The 14,889-nt window shown below is 71.1% G+C and carries 12 protein-coding genes and 1 pseudogene; 7 read left to right on the top strand and 6 right to left on the bottom strand.

Annotation, left to right across the window (positions count from 1 at the left end):
• Positions 1 to 142: 142 nt before the first annotated feature.
• Positions 143 to 877, top strand: a pseudogene (locus K7G59_RS35385) (hypothetical protein); the annotation flags it as partial.
• Here the strand turns inward: K7G59_RS35385 and K7G59_RS20715 are convergent.
• Together K7G59_RS20715 and K7G59_RS20720 are read right to left on the bottom strand one after the other, a co-directional pair.
• Positions 766 to 2,007 carry an MFS transporter gene (locus tag K7G59_RS20715; protein ID WP_225836342.1) on the bottom strand — a complete coding sequence of 414 codons (1,242 nt, stop codon included), beginning with the start codon at positions 2,005 to 2,007 and terminating at the stop codon, positions 766 to 768. The pseudogene K7G59_RS35385 and the gene K7G59_RS20715 sit on opposite strands and share 112 nt — an antisense overlap.
• Positions 2,008 to 2,083: 76 nt before the next feature.
• Complete coding sequence (locus K7G59_RS20720; RefSeq protein WP_225836343.1) at positions 2,084 to 2,482, bottom strand: nuclear transport factor 2 family protein; 399 nt, start codon at positions 2,480 to 2,482, stop codon at positions 2,084 to 2,086.
• A 99-nt stretch (positions 2,483 to 2,581) separates the two neighbouring features.
• On the opposite strand from K7G59_RS20720, the gene K7G59_RS20725 reads away from it, so the two are divergent.
• On the top strand, positions 2,582 to 3,172 hold the full coding sequence (locus K7G59_RS20725; RefSeq protein WP_225836344.1) for a TIGR03086 family metal-binding protein: 591 nt from the start codon (positions 2,582 to 2,584) through the stop codon (positions 3,170 to 3,172).
• A gap of 111 nt (positions 3,173 to 3,283) precedes the next feature.
• On the top strand, positions 3,284 to 4,036 hold the full coding sequence (locus K7G59_RS20730) for an MBL fold metallo-hydrolase (RefSeq protein ID WP_225836345.1): 753 nt from the start codon (positions 3,284 to 3,286) through the stop codon (positions 4,034 to 4,036).
• A 181-nt stretch (positions 4,037 to 4,217) separates the two neighbouring features.
• On the opposite strand, the gene K7G59_RS20735 is transcribed toward K7G59_RS20730, so the two are convergent.
• The 3 genes from K7G59_RS20735 to K7G59_RS20745 all read right to left on the bottom strand — a co-directional run bounded on the left by K7G59_RS20735 (position 4,218) and on the right by K7G59_RS20745 (position 8,066).
• The gene (locus K7G59_RS20735; protein WP_225836346.1) at positions 4,218 to 5,723 is read right to left on the bottom strand and encodes an APC family permease; all 1,506 of its coding nucleotides are present in this window, start codon (positions 5,721 to 5,723) and stop codon (positions 4,218 to 4,220) included.
• A 172-nt stretch (positions 5,724 to 5,895) separates the two neighbouring features.
• Positions 5,896 to 7,392 carry a protein kinase gene (locus tag K7G59_RS20740; RefSeq protein ID WP_225836347.1) on the bottom strand — a complete coding sequence of 499 codons (1,497 nt, stop codon included), beginning with the start codon at positions 7,390 to 7,392 and terminating at the stop codon, positions 5,896 to 5,898.
• A gap of 134 nt (positions 7,393 to 7,526) precedes the next feature.
• A complete protein-coding gene (locus tag K7G59_RS20745; RefSeq protein ID WP_225836348.1) occupies positions 7,527 to 8,066 on the bottom strand; it encodes a TetR/AcrR family transcriptional regulator in 540 nt (179 codons plus the stop codon).
• A 517-nt stretch (positions 8,067 to 8,583) separates the two neighbouring features.
• On the opposite strand from K7G59_RS20745, the gene K7G59_RS20750 reads away from it, so the two are divergent.
• From K7G59_RS20750 to K7G59_RS20765, 4 genes are all read left to right on the top strand, one after another.
• A complete protein-coding gene (locus K7G59_RS20750; RefSeq protein WP_225836349.1) occupies positions 8,584 to 9,966 on the top strand; it encodes an NAD(P)/FAD-dependent oxidoreductase in 1,383 nt (460 codons plus the stop codon).
• 277 nt (positions 9,967 to 10,243) lie between these two features.
• On the top strand, positions 10,244 to 10,510 hold the full coding sequence (locus K7G59_RS20755) for a GlsB/YeaQ/YmgE family stress response membrane protein (protein WP_225836350.1): 267 nt from the start codon (positions 10,244 to 10,246) through the stop codon (positions 10,508 to 10,510).
• 223 nt (positions 10,511 to 10,733) lie between these two features.
• Positions 10,734 to 11,531 carry an HAD family acid phosphatase gene (locus K7G59_RS20760; RefSeq protein ID WP_225836352.1) on the top strand — a complete coding sequence of 266 codons (798 nt, stop codon included), beginning with the start codon at positions 10,734 to 10,736 and terminating at the stop codon, positions 11,529 to 11,531.
• Between the two features lie 385 nt (positions 11,532 to 11,916).
• Complete coding sequence (locus K7G59_RS20765) at positions 11,917 to 13,368, top strand: NCS2 family permease (protein WP_225836354.1); 1,452 nt, start codon at positions 11,917 to 11,919, stop codon at positions 13,366 to 13,368.
• A gap of 25 nt (positions 13,369 to 13,393) precedes the next feature.
• Here the strand turns inward: K7G59_RS20765 and K7G59_RS20770 are convergent, their stop codons facing one another.
• Positions 13,394 to 14,848: a penicillin-binding protein 2 gene (locus K7G59_RS20770; RefSeq protein ID WP_225836356.1), complete on the bottom strand. Its 1,455-nt coding sequence runs from the start codon at positions 14,846 to 14,848 to the stop codon at positions 13,394 to 13,396.
• Between the last annotated feature and the right edge of the window lie 41 nt (positions 14,849 to 14,889).

Consider the following 14,889-nt stretch of genomic DNA (forward strand, 5'->3'; position numbering starts at 1 on the left):
TGATCGGGCTCGTGATGTGGGCGTTCGGAAAGGTGGACACGGTCGGCACCCTGCACTCCTGGCACGGGGCAGTGCCGAGGACCCGCACCCCAGGAGGGAGCGCCCCTGACCCCGGCCCCGCTCGCCGCCGGCTCAGCGAACCGGAAGGGCCGCTCAGTCGCGCGGCCGGTACGGCCTCCAGCATCTGCCCGCCCACGCCATGACCTCCGGCGTCCGCCTCGGGGAGGCCGCGGTACCTGATCGCGCGGCGCTTCTGCCACGACTGCCGGCCCGGGTACGGCAGACAGGGCCCGGACGCGGAGGAGCCGGCCCCCTGCGTACGGGCCACGCCGAACCGCTGCCGCGGGGCGCGGCGCACGGCGGCGACAGCGGCCGGCCGACGGTCGGGAAGCTGCTCGGCGAGGAACACGACGGTGGCCACACGCGCCTGGCGCACGACGACCGCCCGCACCCTCCAGGAGGAGGCCGTCGCCGCCGTACGGCCGCGCCCCGGGATTTCCCGGTCCTGCCGCCGACCCGGTCTCCCACCACTGCGGCGCCGACCCGGGTGTCCACCCCGCCCGCATCCTGTCCGTGGCCGACGGAGCGGTGGTGCCGTGCACGGGGGGCACGGCCCTGCCGGCACCCTTCACCGAACAGGCGCACGAACGGGCGGTGCCGGCCGCCGGCTCCACGATCGTCTCCGGCATGCGCGCCGGCCCCGCCACCCTCGCGGCAGACGCGGCACGCGCGCCGTGTGCGGGGGGCGACGGAACTGCGCCTGCGTCACGCCGCGTTGGCGTCGGACCCGGACCTCGCGGCGGCACGCGAGGCGCTGTCGGCATGCTGGGCGGACGTGGCCAGCGAGGCCGCCGCGGCGAGCAGCCCCAGGCCGTAGAAGGGCAGCAGCAGCCCCGGGCCGGCCAGTTCGACCAGGCCGGCCCCGACGGCCAGCCCGAGCACGTTCGGCGCGAACATCAGCGTGTTGGCGGTGGCCGTCGCCCGGCCCAGCAGCGGACCCGGCGTCCCGCTCTGCACGGCGGTGAACGCGGCGATCAGGACACAGGGCAGTCCGAGGCCGATCGCGGCGGCGGACACCAGGGCCGCCGCGTCCGACGGAACGGCCCGTGCGGCCACCGCGACCGCCACGAGCCCGATCCCCGCCGCCGCGAACCGCCGCTCGCCGAGCCACCGCAGCCCCGGCCCGGACACCAGCCCGACCGCCACCGAACCCACGCCCTGGACGGCGTACAACACGCCCGCGTAGGCAGGGGAGTGGCCGAGGCGGTCCACGACGGCGTACGTCATCGTGCTGCTCAGGGCACCGAAGAGCATGGTCGTACCACCGGCCTGGACCAGCGCCCGCAGCCCGGGCTGACCCCACAGGTGCCGGACGCCGTCGGCGGTCTCCTTGCGCCAGCCCTCGCCGGTGGGCACGGGCTGCTCCTCGCGCACGCGCAGCAGCGCGCACAACCCGGCACCGCACACGCAGCTGATCGCGTCCAGCACGGCGACGCTCGCCCCGCCGTACGCCGCGTACAGGGCGGCGCCCGTCAGCGGGGCCACCAGCTTCATGCCCTCGTTGGCGGTCATGCGCAGCCCGTTGAAGTCACCGAGGAGGTCGGGGCCGATCGCGGCGGCCACCAGGGCCGAGGAGGCGGCGTACTGGACGACACCGGCGATGCCGTACACGAACAGCACGGCGAACAGCAGCCACAGGCGCCCCGGGGAGTCCACCGTGCACAGCGTGAGCAGCAGCACGGCCAGGATCAGTTCGGTGGCGATGAGCAGCGGTTTGCGCCGCACGCGGTCGGCGATCGTGCCGAGCGCCGGGCCCGCGAGGGTGGGCGCCCACATGGCGAGCATGCACAGCGCGGCGAGGCCGTTGGAACCGGTGAGGTCCTTCACCCACACGCCCGATGCCAGCCACAGCGCGGAGGTGCCGAAGCCGGACACCACCACGCTCGCCAGGTACAGCCCCGCATTGCGGTCCCGCAGCACGCGGGTCACGGTCCAGGAAGTCGTCATGCCCGACGATCGTGGTGCTAAGGGGGGTGCCCAGGGATCGGGAAGGTGCCCTAGACCCGGGCGGCCGTACCGGAGGTCAGGGCTGGTCGTACCAGGCAAGTGACGCGATCCGCCAGCCCTCGGGGGTGCGCACGAACTGCAGGTGCTTGGTCCCGGCGCCCTCGAACGGCTCGCCGTTCATGATCCCGGACTTGCGGTACTCCCCGGTCCGCGACGCCAGGCCGCCCACGATCTCGGTCCGCTCGGCGGTCTCCCACTCGCAGAACTCGGTCAGCCGGCCGTCGGTCAGCAGCGTGCGCCGGGGCTCGATGAACTCGTCGACCGTGTACACCGCGAATCCAGGCCCGGTACAGGCGATGACGCCCTGGGGGAGGAACAGCCGGCGTATCCGGTCCACGTCGGGGGTCTTGCCGCCCCGGTTGTCGAAGGCGCCGAAGAAGTCGGCGGTCAGGGCGTCTACCTCGATCTTGGACACGGCGTCACCGTAACAGCGCCCGCGCCCGGCACCGATGAGTTTCCGGGCGCCCGTCGGTCACCCCTGCGTACTTGTATGGGAACCCATAAGGAGCAAGGAATGACCATCGTCGACCTGGGCCCGCAGACGCGGATCGTGGCGCGGCTCGCCGAGACCGTGACGGACGAGCAGCTCTCGGCGCCCACGCCGTGCCCGGACTACGCCGTGCGGAACCTGCTGGCCCACGTCCAGGGGCTGTCCGTCGCCTTCCGCGACGCCGCCCGCAAGGACTTCGGGCCGACGACCGACACCAGCCCGAACGCCCACGTGCCGGACCTCGGGCCCGGCTGGCGCGAGGAGCTGCCCAAGGCGCTGGCCGAGCTGGCCGACGCCTGGCGCGACCCGGCCGCCTGGACCGGCGACACCCGCGCCGGCGGGGTGCCCCTGCCCGGCGCGGTCGCGGGTGCCGTGGCCGTCGAGGAGCTGGTGATCCACGGCTGGGACCTGGCCCGCGCGATCGGCGTGCCCTACGAGCCCGACCGGGCCGCCCTGGAATCGGGTCACGGCTTCCTCCTCGGCATGGCCCAGGACCCGAGCCGCGGCGAGGGCGCCTTCGGCCGGGTCGTCCCGGTCCCGTCCGGCGCCCCGCTGCTGGACCGCGCGGTGGGCCTCAGCGGCCGGGACCCGGGATGGCCCGGCCCGACCGCCTGACCGGTCCTGGCCGGCCGCGCGAGCGGCCCGCCAGGACCGGCATGAGCACCTGGACCGGCGTGCCCGGTGGGACGTCCATGGGCCGTGCGCTCGGCGTCGTACTCTCCCCTCATGCCCATCACGCTCACCGTCCTCGGCACCGCCTCCCCGCATCCCGGCCCGGACCGCCCCTGCTCCGGGTATCTGCTCTCCGGCGGAGGTGCCGAGGTGTGGGTGGACGCGGGCCCCGGTTCGTTCGCCGCGCTGCAGCGGCACACGGACCCCGCCCGGCTCACCGCGATCTGGATCTCCCACCTGCACGCCGACCACACCGCCGACCTGCTCTGTGCCGCCTACGCCTTCGCGTACGGCGCGATGACCCCGGCCGCCCCCGTCCCCCTGTACGCCCCGCAGGACTGCGCCCGGCGGCTGGCCGGCTTCTTCGGGCGGGCGGACGTCGACTTCCTCAAGAACGTCTTCGACTTCCGGCCCCTGTACGACGGCCACGACGTCCGGCACTGGAACCTCCGGCTGACCACCCGGGCCGTCGCCCACGGCACCGAGGCGTACGGACTGCGCGCCGAGTGCCAGGGCAGCGTGCTCGCGTACTCGGGAGACAGCGGCCCCTGCCCCGCCCTCACCGAACTCGCCATCGGCGCCGACCTCTTCCTGTGCGAGGCGGACATCGACGCGCATCACGGAGGCGAACAGGTGCATCTGACGCCGGAGGACGCCGGGCGGGTGGCCCATGAGGCGCGGGTGCGCGAGCTGCTCGTCACCCATGTGGGGCCCGCCCTCACCCGCGAGGCGGCCACCGCGCGTGCCGCCGAGGTCTCCGGGCGGCCCACCTCCACCGCGGTCGAGGGCGACATCCGAACCTTCTGAGCCGACCGGCTTCTTCGCCGTGAGCACTGACGAACGGTGTGGCCCCTCCTGCCTCGCTTCCGGGGAGGCGAGGGCGGCCGGGGCGAGGGGCGCCCCGGCCGGGTGGGGCGGCTCAGGTGCCCGGCGCCCGCGCGGTGGCCGGCCAGGCCGGGGACCCGTGAGAACGCCACCGCCGGCGCTGTCATCCAGGTGCGCGGCGGTTCTGCGGACGGCTGACGCGTGGAGCAGGCCCTGCGTGAAGCTCCCCAGGAGCGGTGGGTGTCGACCGTGGAACCCCGCATGCCGCTGCCGGCGGTCGCCGCCGGCAGCGGCCTTCACGGTGCCGCCAGGCGAGTGGGAAGTAGAGCAGTGTGGAGCCGCCCACGGCGAGGAGGCAGTACGTCACCGCCTGGGTGCCGTTCTGCGCGTACTGCTGCCAGGCCGCCCAAGCGCAGACGCCCGTCAGGCTCAGGCTGATGAGCGAAAGCGAGAAGGCCCCGCCGGGGATGCGGTACGGACGCTCCAGTTCCGGCTCGCGTACGCGCAGCGCGATGAGTGCGGCGACCTGCAGCAGCAGCGTGACGTTGGTCAGGAAGACGTCCACGATGATGAGGTTGCCGAAGCTGCTGAGGCAGAACAGCGCGTAGATCACCGACGAGCTGATGACGGCGACGACCGGCACCTGCCGCTGTGCGCTCCTCCTCGCCAGCCCCGCCGGGAAGTAGCCGTCCTTCGCCAGCACGAAGGGTATGCGGGCGTTGGAGGCGAGCAGCGCGGAGAACATCGCCACCGAGGCGAACATGCCGCCGACCGTCACCGCGATCTGCAGCCACGGTCCCGCCAGGGCCTTGGCCACGTCGGAGAAGGAACCGCTCTGCCAGTTCTTCCAGCCGACCGGGCCGGTCGGTCCGACCGCGAGCGAGGCGAGTGCCGGCAGCAGGTAGCCGACGGCGATGACCACGACCGAGAGGGCGAGCGCCCGCGGCAGGTGCTTGCGCGGGTTCTCCGTCTCGCCGGCGAAGGCCGAGACACTGTCCCAGCCGCTGTAGTTCCACATGGAGAGGAAGAGCCCGGCACCGAAGGCGTTGCCCACCGACTGGTCCGGCCGGCTGGTCAGTTCCATGGCCGGGTTCGTGCCGTGGCTGAACAGATGCGCGAAGCCGACGACGCTCAGCAACAGCATCGGGGTGAGGCAGACGATCGCGAAGACGACCGAGAAGTCGCCGACCCGGGCCGCGCCCATCAGGTTGACCAGCGTGAAGACGGCGATGACGGCGAGGCAGACGAACCAGTTCAGGTCGAACTGAAGGTGGCCGACGGCGAAGAGCACGTGCTGGCCCGGCGTGATCCAGGTCGCCATGGGCTGCAGGTAGCTGGTGAACAGAACCGGGTAGACGGCCATGTCCACGAAGCTGCACAGCCAGCCCAGCACTCCTTGCTGAAACCCCCAGAAGTTCCCCAGCCCGCGCCGCACCCAGTGGTAATAGCCGCCGTCGACGGGGATCGCTGTGCCGAGCTCGGCGCACACCAGCGCGTGCGGGATGCCGTAGATCAGCGGCGTGACGACGATCAGCAGCAGGCCCGTTCCGGGACCGGAGGTGGAGAACAGTTCCTCGATGCCGTAGGCGCCGCCGGAGACGCTGAAGAAGATCAGCGCCACCAGGGGCGTCAGCTTCACCCGCCTGGGCGGGGACAGCGGCTGAACCACCGGAGCTGCCCCGGTCGGAACAGCCGGGTTCGGTCGCATTCTTCACCTCGATCAGACAGACGACGACGGGCGACGGGCTGAGCGATTTCTCTCCGCGTCGCCGTAGATCAGCACCACTGACGAGGGTCGTGCGCCTCCTTGGCCGGAGACCACAGCCGGGCGGACGACCTCGTCATGCCCTGGTGTTCCGGGTCCCCGCGGGCGTGAGCCGGCGGCCGGGCGTCGCACCGGCGGGCGATTCGTCCGGCGCTGCCCGCCTGTCCCCGGCCCGGCGCCGCACGAGTTCGACGGTCTCCCATGACACGCCGGCAAGGGCCACCAGCGACAGCAGCAGGTAGAAGACGAAGAGCTTGTGCAGGTCGTCGAGGAAGTACCAGATCGACGCGGTGGCGCTGAACCAGAAGGCGACCAGTGCTCCGACGCCGCGCCCCCGGCCGCGTACCGCGTGGACGAGGCAGCAGGCGGCGGCCAGTGCCAGCAGGGCGGCGATGGCCATGTAGGACCTGTCCCACCCGACCTCGGCGCGCCGCAGTTCGGAGTTGACCGCCACGGCCTCGGCCACCGGTCCCCACCCCAGCACGCACGACACGCGTGTCGACCAGGGAAGCGTCGCCAGGCCGAGCACGCCGGCCGCGATCGCGATCCGGCCGAAGTGGGCGGTGTCGACCAGTTGGCCGTGTGCACACAGCAGGGAAAGCAGGCATCCGAGCAGCGCCAGTGCTCCGTCGGTGGAAGGGCGCAGCGGGATACGGGGCTTGTCCTGAGGAGCGGCTCGGCCGCCGGACTGCGTGGCTGGGGGCCGTGGCGTGGCGGCCTGGACGGTCGGCATCGCGGCCTGTGCCAGGGCGTCGGTGAGGGCTGTGCGCATCTGCTCCGCATCGGCGAACCGTTCCGCCGGATCCTTGCGCAAGGCGCGCAGGATCGCGCTCTCCACGGCGGGTGGTACCTGGGCCCGGAGCAGGGAGACGGGCTCGGGTTCGGAGTACAGGTGGTGATGCATGACGGCGAACGGCGTTTCGCCGAGGAAGGGGGGCCGGCCGGTCAGCAGTTCGTGCAGCAGGCAGCCCATCGCGTAGAGGTCGGCCCGGTGGTCGACCTCCATGCCGTTGATCTGTTCCGGGGAGAGGTAGGCGGGTGTGCCTATCGCCGCACCGCTGGCGGTGATGCGGGTGGCGCCCTCGGTGAACGCCTTGGCGATGCCGAAGTCGAGGACCTTCACGGTGCCGGGGCCGGTGAGCATGATGTTCGAGGGTTTGATGTCCCGGTGCACGATGCCGCACTCGTGGCTGTGGCGCAGCGCCTCCAGTACCGCACACGCCGCGGTGACGGCGTCGGCGACGGGCAGCGGGCCGTCCCGCAGGACGTCGGCGAGGGTGGGGCCCTGGACGTACTCCATGACGAGGTAGGGGCGCGCGCCGTCCGGGTGTGGCTCTTCGCCGACATCATGGATGGTGGCCACGGCCGGGTGGTTCAGCGCGGCAGCCGCGTGGGCTTCGCGCCGGAAGCGTGCTCGCGCCTGCGGGTCGTGGGCCAGCGCCGGGGAGAGCAGTTTCACCGCGACCGTGCGGCGCAGCCGTCGGTCCACCCCTCGGTGGACCGTCCCCATGCCGCCGTGGCCGAGCTTTTCGACCAGCTCGTAACGGCCGTCGAGTATGGATTCCCGCCCCACTCATGCCTCCCCGTGGTCCAGATTCCGGCGCAGCTTATGTCGTGATCTCGACGGACCGATCAGCACTGCCCGGCGGCCGGGGCGCTGAGCAGGCGTTGACGTGGCCGTCCAGCCGGGCCTGATGGCGAGCATCGTCAGGCGGTCACGCCGTGCAGCAGGATCGCGTTGATGAAGTCCGGGGCCTGGCGGGCGCCCATGTGGCCTTCGAGCGTCAGCTCCCAGGCGGTCTCGGCCAGGCCGCAGAACGTCGAGGCCAGCCAGGTGGCCGGCATGTCGCCCCTCAGCAGCCCGGCGTTCTGGCCGCGTTCGACGAGCGAGACGGTCCGCCTGAAGATCGCCCCGGCCCGCTCGCTGGCCTCGGGCACGCCCAGGACATCGGGCTCGACGTAGACGAAATTCCACAGCTGGGCGAACGGCGTGTACTCGGCGACCACTGCGGCCAGCACCTGCTCCACGGGCGCGGTGTCGGCTTCGGCCTGGGCCAGGACCCGGTCGCAGTCGTCCAGGATCTTCTCCGCCATCGCCTGGACCAACACCTGGCGGGTGGGGAACAAGCGGAGCAGGGTGGCCCGGCTGATCCCCGCTCGGGCAGCGATGACCTGCATCGACGCCCCCCGGTCCTTGGCGAGGACCGCCGTTGCTGACTCCAGTACCTCCGCCGCGGGGATACGCATGTAGCGTCATCTCCAATGTCTCTTTTGAAGCATCATTGCTTCAATGTATGCTCTGCTGCGTCAGTGGGATTGTACTGAAGGGGGTGCCTCTGTTGTCCCGCGGCCTGACCGGCTCTGCGGCCAACCGCAGTGCTGCACCGTCTCCTCGTCGCAGCCCGCCGGGCTTTCGTGGCGGGGACCCCGGCCTCCAGCAGGGCGGCCGGGCCACCGCACGAGACTGTTCTGCACTCTGCGCCGACGACGTCGCACAGATGCGGCGTCACTGATGCACCTGCCCGTTCCGGCCATGCTCCAACGGCCGGCGAGTGGCAACTGACCGCCTGCACGGTCGCCGGCTCCGCGTAGCGGGCGGTCGGATCGGACGCCGGACACACGCATCGGCCTCGACGCGGCCCGCGACACGAGCGCCGCTGCCGCTCAGGCCTGGTCGGCTTCGTTCCCGCAGCGCGCCGCGCAGGCCGGGCGTTCCTCGCCCACGCTCGTAGCAGCCAGACCACAGTTAGGCATACCCATGACCATGCACCGTCGATCCTTCCTGCAGAGCGCGAGCCTGGGCGCCGCGCTCACCCCTCTGGCCGCCTGCAGGGTCGGTCCGGCCGATGAGGGCTCCACATCGGCCTCGTCCGACCGTCACAAGGTGATCGTCGTCGGAGCCGGGATCAGCGGTCTGGCCGCGGCCCGCCGCCTCGCCGACCAGGGTGAGGACGTGGTGGTCCTCGAGGCGCGCAACCGGATCGGTGGCCGCATCTGGACCAGCGAGAAATGGGCCGGCGTCCCGCTCGACCTCGGCGCCTCCTGGATCCACGGCATCGACAACAACCCGATCGCCGCACTGGCCGCGAAGGCCAAGGCGCGGACGGTCGTGACCGACCCCGACAGCTCCACCGACTACCTGCCCGACGGCAGCGAGGCCGGCGACGCCCAGGAAAGGGCGATCGAGCGCTGGCAGACCAAGATGGAGGACGCTCTCGCCGCGTACCAGGACAACGCGGACAGCGACGCGTCGGTGCGCAGCGTCGTGGAGCGCGCCCTGCACTGGTCCTCACTGTCCGACCACGACAAGGCCCTGGCCTCCTTCGGGCTCAACGACTACGAGCACGAGTACTCGGGCAGCGTGAACCAGATGTCGGCCCTGTACTTCGACAGCGGCGCGGACATCAAGGGCAAGGACGTGCTGTTCCCTGGCGGCTACCGCCAGATCACCGATCTGCTCGCCTCCGGGCTGTCCATCCGCACCGGGCACGTGGTCGAGCACATCGACTGGGACTCGAGCGGTGTCACCGTCACCACCGACAAGGGCACCTTCGACGCCGACCATGTGGTGGTGACGCTGCCGCTCGGTGTCCTGCAGAGCGGCGCGGTCACGTTCGGGCCCGGTCTGCCCGCGGGCAAGCGCACCGCCATCGCCAAGCTCGGTACGGGCGTCCTCAACAAGTGCTACCTGCGGTTCCCCGAGGTGTTCTGGCCGGACACCGACTGGATGACCTATGTGCCGGAGGTGGACGGGTACGGCCGGTGGGAACAGTGGATCAACATCACCCGCCCCACCGGCAAGCCGGTGCTGCTCGGCTTCAACGCCGCCGACTTCGGCCGTACGATCGAAGGCTGGAGCGACACCCGGATCGTCGACAGCGCCATGGGAACGCTGAGAACCGTCTTCGGCAGCGACATCCCCGCCCCGCTCGACTACCAGATCACCCGCTGGGCATCCGACCCGTACGCGCGAGGCTCGTACTCGTACAACAGGATCGGCTCCACGCCGGCCATGCGTGACCATCTCGCCGCGAGCGTCGACAAGCGTGTGCACTTCGCCGGCGAGGCGACGCACCGCGCCTCGTACCAGACCGTCCACGGCGCCTACCTCTCAGGAATCCGCGCCGCGAAGGAAATCGCGGACTGAAAGAGCCGGCCCCGGGCGGCGCCCACGCCCGCTGCATCCGCCAACGGCCGGCCCCCACCCCCACGGACGCGGCGCCGCCTGGGCCCCCACCGGGGCGTCCGCGAGCCGCCCACACTCCGCGCCGTCCGGACCGGCGCCTGCCCCACCTGCCACCGCGGCACCTCCATCCCCCTACCACCCGACCAAGCACGACCAGTGCTTCCTGATCAAACGAACCAAGTGTCGGTCTCCGGCGCACTCTGCACGGACCCCGACCCGACGGGAGGAACGACAACGCATGGGCATCATCAGCTGGATCATCCTCGGCCTGTTCGCCGGAGGCATCGCCAAGACACTGCTGCCCGGCCGTAGCCCGGGCGGCCTGTTCGCCACCACTCTCACCGGCGTCGCGGGCGCCTTCGTCGGTGGCTGGCTCTCCGCCCGCTTCCTCGACCGCCCGGTGGAGGAAGACTTCTTCGACCTCTACACCTGGGGCGCCGCGATCGCCGGTTCCCTGGTGCTGCTCATCGCTTACCGCAGCCTGGCCGGCAACTCCCGCGACTGACACGCGGTTGCGGTGGGGCTCGCCGAAGACACCGTCGTCCGGGCAGGCGTTCCCCAACGGTCCCTGCCGTCCCCCACGTTCCTGACCACCGGCGGTACGACCACCGGCGCCACGATGAACTGGCGGCAACGGGACGGCGTGCGAGGCCCGTTCGGCCCATGGCTTGATATCGATCGGGCAACGGGTCTCGCGCTACCCCGGGTGACGCGCGTAGAAACCTGTCATGCATAAATCACTGCGGATCGCGGCCGTCACCGCCGCCTGCGCCCTCGCCGGTGGCGCCCTCTACGGGGCCGGAGCGGCCACCGCCGACCAGACGACGGCGAACTCGACCCAGGAGCCGTACAACATCGGCCTCCTGGTCAAGGACATCGACACCTACTACGGCACCCACGCCGACGCGAGCGGCGTCTACCAGGCCTCCCCGGACAGCCAGTACGCCCAGGACCTGGCGGACATCGACGCCGACGCCATGCGCTACATCGACAAGGCGGCCCGCAAGGCCCAGCACCGGGGCGAGAAGCCCGCCGTCGTCTTCGACATCGACGACACGCTGCTGCTCAGCCTCGACTACGAGAAGCGCTACAACTACACGTTCAACCCGGCCACGTGGGCCGACTACGTGAACCGCGCCGACCGCCCGGCGGTCTTCGGCAGCCCCGAGCTGGTGCGGTACGCCGAGTCCAAGGGCGTAGAGGTCTTCTACAACTCCGGGCTCGGCGAGTCCCAGCGCGCCGCCGCCGTCGCGAACCTGAAGAAGATCGGCGCCGACGTCAACCTCGACACCGACCACATGTTCCTCAAGGACAAGGCCAACCCGCCGGCCTACCTGAGCGACTGCGCCACCCCGGGCGCCTGGAACTGCACCACCGTGCAGTACAAGTCCGGCACGCGCGAGCACATCGAGGACGACCTGGGGTACGACATCATCGCCAACTTCGGCGACCAGTACTCGGACCTGGACGGCGGCCACGCCGACCGCACCTACAAGCTGCCGAACCCGACGTACTTCGTGTCCTGACGCCTCCCGGCGCCCTGCGGCGCCTTCCGGCCCTCTTTCCGGCCGTTCCGGCCGGCCGCGGGCGGCTCGAGGACCTGGTCCGTCGTGCGAGCCGCCCGCGGCGTCGTGGTGCGACCGGAGCAGCGCATCCGGCGGCGCTCGCGCACCGCGCCGCGGGTCCGGGTGCGGGCGAGGCCGGCGACCACGCCGCGCGTCAGCCGACGGGCCGGACAGGTGAGTTCGGCACCCCCCGGCTCTCTCCTCGCCGCAGTCGTGCGGGTGGTCGAACAGTGGGTGGGGATGCGAACCGTATTCCGTAACACGGTGAAAACCTGAAACCGGTTCGGTGGGGGAACAATCCAGCCAGCATCCGCACACCGCTCACCAGGCGACGAGGAGTTGGACCATGTCCCAGACGCAGAAGGCGGACCAGCGGCCGGGCGCCGTGCCACCTGCCCGCAACGGCGTCGACCGCTACTTCGCGATCTCCGCACGGGGATCAGGCTTCGGCCGGGAGATACGCGGCGGCTTCGCCACGTTCTTCACCATGGCCTACATCCTTGTCCTGAATCCGATCATCCTGGGCAGCGGTGAGGACAAGTACCACCACCACCTCGACACCGGCCAACTCGTCACCGCCACCGCGCTGGTGGCCTGTGTGATGACGATCGTCATGGGTGTCGGCGGCAACCTGCCCCTCGCCATCGCCGCGGGCCTCGGCCTCAACGCCGTCGTCGCCTTCCAGCTCGCCCCGCTGATGACCTGGTCCGACGCGATGGGGCTGGTCGTCCTCGAAGGCGTCGTCATCTGCCTGCTGGTCCTCACCGGACTCCGCAAGGCGATCATGGACGCCATCCCGCACCAGCTGAAGCAGGCCATCGGCGTCGGCATCGGCCTGTTCATCGCCTTCATCGGCTTTGTCGACGCGGGCTTCGTCAGCCGTGTCCCGGACGCCGCGCACACCACCGTGCCCGTGCAGCTCGGCGCCACCGGCCGCCTCACCGGCTGGCCCGTGCTCGTCTTCTGCCTCGGTGTGCTGCTGACCATCGCGCTGCTCGCCCGCAAGGTGAAGGGTGCGATCCTCATCAGCATCGTCACCATGACGGTCGTCGCGATCGCCATCGACGCCGTCGCCGACGTGAAGAGCTGGGGTCTGACCACCCCGAAGGTCCCGGACAAGATCGTCGCCGCCCCGGACTTCGGGCTCATCGGTCACTTCGACCTGTTCGGCGGCTTCGCGAAGGCGGGCGTCCTCACCACCGTCCTGCTCGTCTTCACCCTCATCCTGTCGGACTTCTTCGATGCCATGGGCACCATCGTCGGCATCAGTGCCGAGGCCGGGCTGCTGGACGCGCGGGGGCAGGTGCCCGGCATCGGCCGCGTGCTCTTCATCGACGGCGCCGCCGCCGTGGCCGGCGGGCTCGGCTCCGCCTCCTCCAACACCGCCTACATCGAGTCCGCGGCCGGCGTCGGCGAGGGCGCTCGCACCGGCTTCGCCAACCTGGTCACCGGCGCGCTGTTCGGCCTGGCGCTCTTCCTCACCCCGCTGCTCACCATCGTCCCGCTGCAGGCGGCGGCGCCCGCGCTGATCGCAGTGGGCTTCTTGATGATGACCCACGTCAAGCACATCGACTGGGACGACTACGAGATCGCCGTGCCCGCGTTCCTCACCATCGCGGCGATGCCGTTCACCTACTCCATCACCGACGGCATCGGCGCCGGCTTCGTCTCCTACGTCGTCATCAAGACGGCCGTGGGCAAGGCGAAGGAGGTCAACTGGCTGCTGTGGGGCGTCTCGGCGCTGTTCCTGGTGTACTTCGCGATCGACCCGGTGGAGCAGCTCCTCGGCGTCAAGTGAGCGCGGGCGCCCGCTGGGGCGCCGCCTACGTCAACGCGGCCCGCATCATCGCCCTGGCCACCGGCGCGGCCAGCCCGTTGCCGCTGACCTCCGAGCGGGCCGCGTCCGACTGTTCCACCATGACGGCGACGGCGACCTCCTTGCCGCTGGAGCCGGATGTGCCGTAGGACGTGAACCAGGCGTACGGCGTCTTGCTGTTGTTCTCGCCGTGCTGGGCGGTACCGGTCTTGCCGCCGACGGTCACCCCGTCGATCAGCGCGTTCGTACCGGTGCCGTCCTTCACCACCGTCTCCATCGCCGACCGCAGCTGCGCGGCGGTGGAGGAGCTGACGATCCGCCGGGTGCCGGCGTCGTCGTCATAGTTCTCGAGCACGTCACCCCCGTTGTCGGTGATCCGCGACACCATATGCGGCGAGACCAACGTGCCGTCATGGGCTATGGCAGCCGACACCATGGCCATCTGGAGCGGGGTCGCGGTGACGTCGAACTGGCCGATACCGGACAGCGCGGTCTGCGGCTTGTCCATGTCCGAGGGGTACACGCTGGCGTAGGCGCGCACCGGGACGTCCTGCCGGTCGTCGTTGAAGCCGAACTTCTCGGCCATGTCCCTGACCTCGTCCTGACCGAGGTCGACGGCCATCTTGCCGAAGACGTTGTTGCAGGAGTACCGCAGGGCGACCCTGATCGAGGCGTTCTTGCAGGGGGCCGACCTGTTCTCGTTCACCAGCGCCCGCGTCGTGCCCGGCGGGGTGTACGGGTCCGGACTGTCGGTGGGGTCGTCGACGCTCTTGTAGCGGCCGTCCTCCAGCGCCGCCGCCGCGACGACCAGCTTGAACGTCGAACCCGGCGGCAGCGGCTGGCGCAGTGCGCGGTTGATGAGCGGCTTGTCCTTGTCCGCGTTGAGACTCTTCCAGGCGGAGCCGGCCGTGTTGGCGTCGGTGAGTCGCGTCGGGTCGTACGACGGGGTCGACGCCACCGCGAGGATCCTGCCGGTCTTCGGGTCGATCGCGACGGCCGCGCCCTTCTTGCCGCCCAGCGCGGCGTACGCCGCCTTCTGCACGGCCGGGTCGATCGTCGTCACCACGTCGCCCGGGTCGGAGCGCCGGCCGGTGAGCGTGTCCGTCACGGTCTTCAGCCGGGAGTCGGTGCCGTTGAGCAGATCCTGGTAGATGCCCTCCAGCTGGGTCGGGGCGTAGGACTGCGAGGCGTAGCCCGTCACCGCCGCGTACAGCTCACCGTCCTCGTAGGTGCGCTTGTACGCGAGGTCGCCCCTCTTCGTCCGGGCGGAGCCGGTGATCGGGTCACCGGCCACGATGATGTTTCCCAGCGGCTGCGCGTACGTCTGGATCGCGTTGCGCCGGTTGTCGTTGTCGTCCGCGAGGGCCTTGCCGTCGTAGAACTGCACCCAGGTCGCCCTGACCAGCAGAGCGAGCACGAGCAGCAGCGCGAAGACGGACGCCCGCCTGATCGTCTTGTTCATCCCGACCGTGTAGACGGTGCAGACGGGGCCGGGCGTTCCCG

Source organism: Streptomyces sp. NK08204, assembly GCF_020400585.1.
Lineage (GTDB): Bacteria > Actinomycetota > Actinomycetes > Streptomycetales > Streptomycetaceae > Streptomyces.

Excerpts from the sequence above, each read along its gene's own strand:
- K7G59_RS20770 (WP_225836356.1), bottom strand. The coding sequence starts at position 14,848 with ATGAACAAGACGATCAGGCGGGCGTCCGTCTTCGCGCTGCTGCTCGTG.
- K7G59_RS20715 (WP_225836342.1), bottom strand. The coding sequence starts at position 2,007 with ATGACGACTTCCTGGACCGTGACCCGCGTGCTGCGGGACCGCAATGCG.
- K7G59_RS20725 (WP_225836344.1), top strand. The coding sequence starts at position 2,582 with ATGACCATCGTCGACCTGGGCCCGCAGACGCGGATCGTGGCGCGGCTC.
- K7G59_RS20745 (WP_225836348.1), bottom strand. The coding sequence starts at position 8,066 with ATGCGTATCCCCGCGGCGGAGGTACTGGAGTCAGCAACGGCGGTCCTC.
- K7G59_RS20755 (WP_225836350.1), top strand. The coding sequence starts at position 10,244 with ATGGGCATCATCAGCTGGATCATCCTCGGCCTGTTCGCCGGAGGCATC.
- K7G59_RS20750 (WP_225836349.1), top strand. The coding sequence starts at position 8,584 with ATGCACCGTCGATCCTTCCTGCAGAGCGCGAGCCTGGGCGCCGCGCTC.
- K7G59_RS20765 (WP_225836354.1), top strand. The coding sequence starts at position 11,917 with ATGTCCCAGACGCAGAAGGCGGACCAGCGGCCGGGCGCCGTGCCACCT.
- K7G59_RS20760 (WP_225836352.1), top strand. The coding sequence starts at position 10,734 with ATGCATAAATCACTGCGGATCGCGGCCGTCACCGCCGCCTGCGCCCTC.
- K7G59_RS20730 (WP_225836345.1), top strand. The coding sequence starts at position 3,284 with ATGCCCATCACGCTCACCGTCCTCGGCACCGCCTCCCCGCATCCCGGC.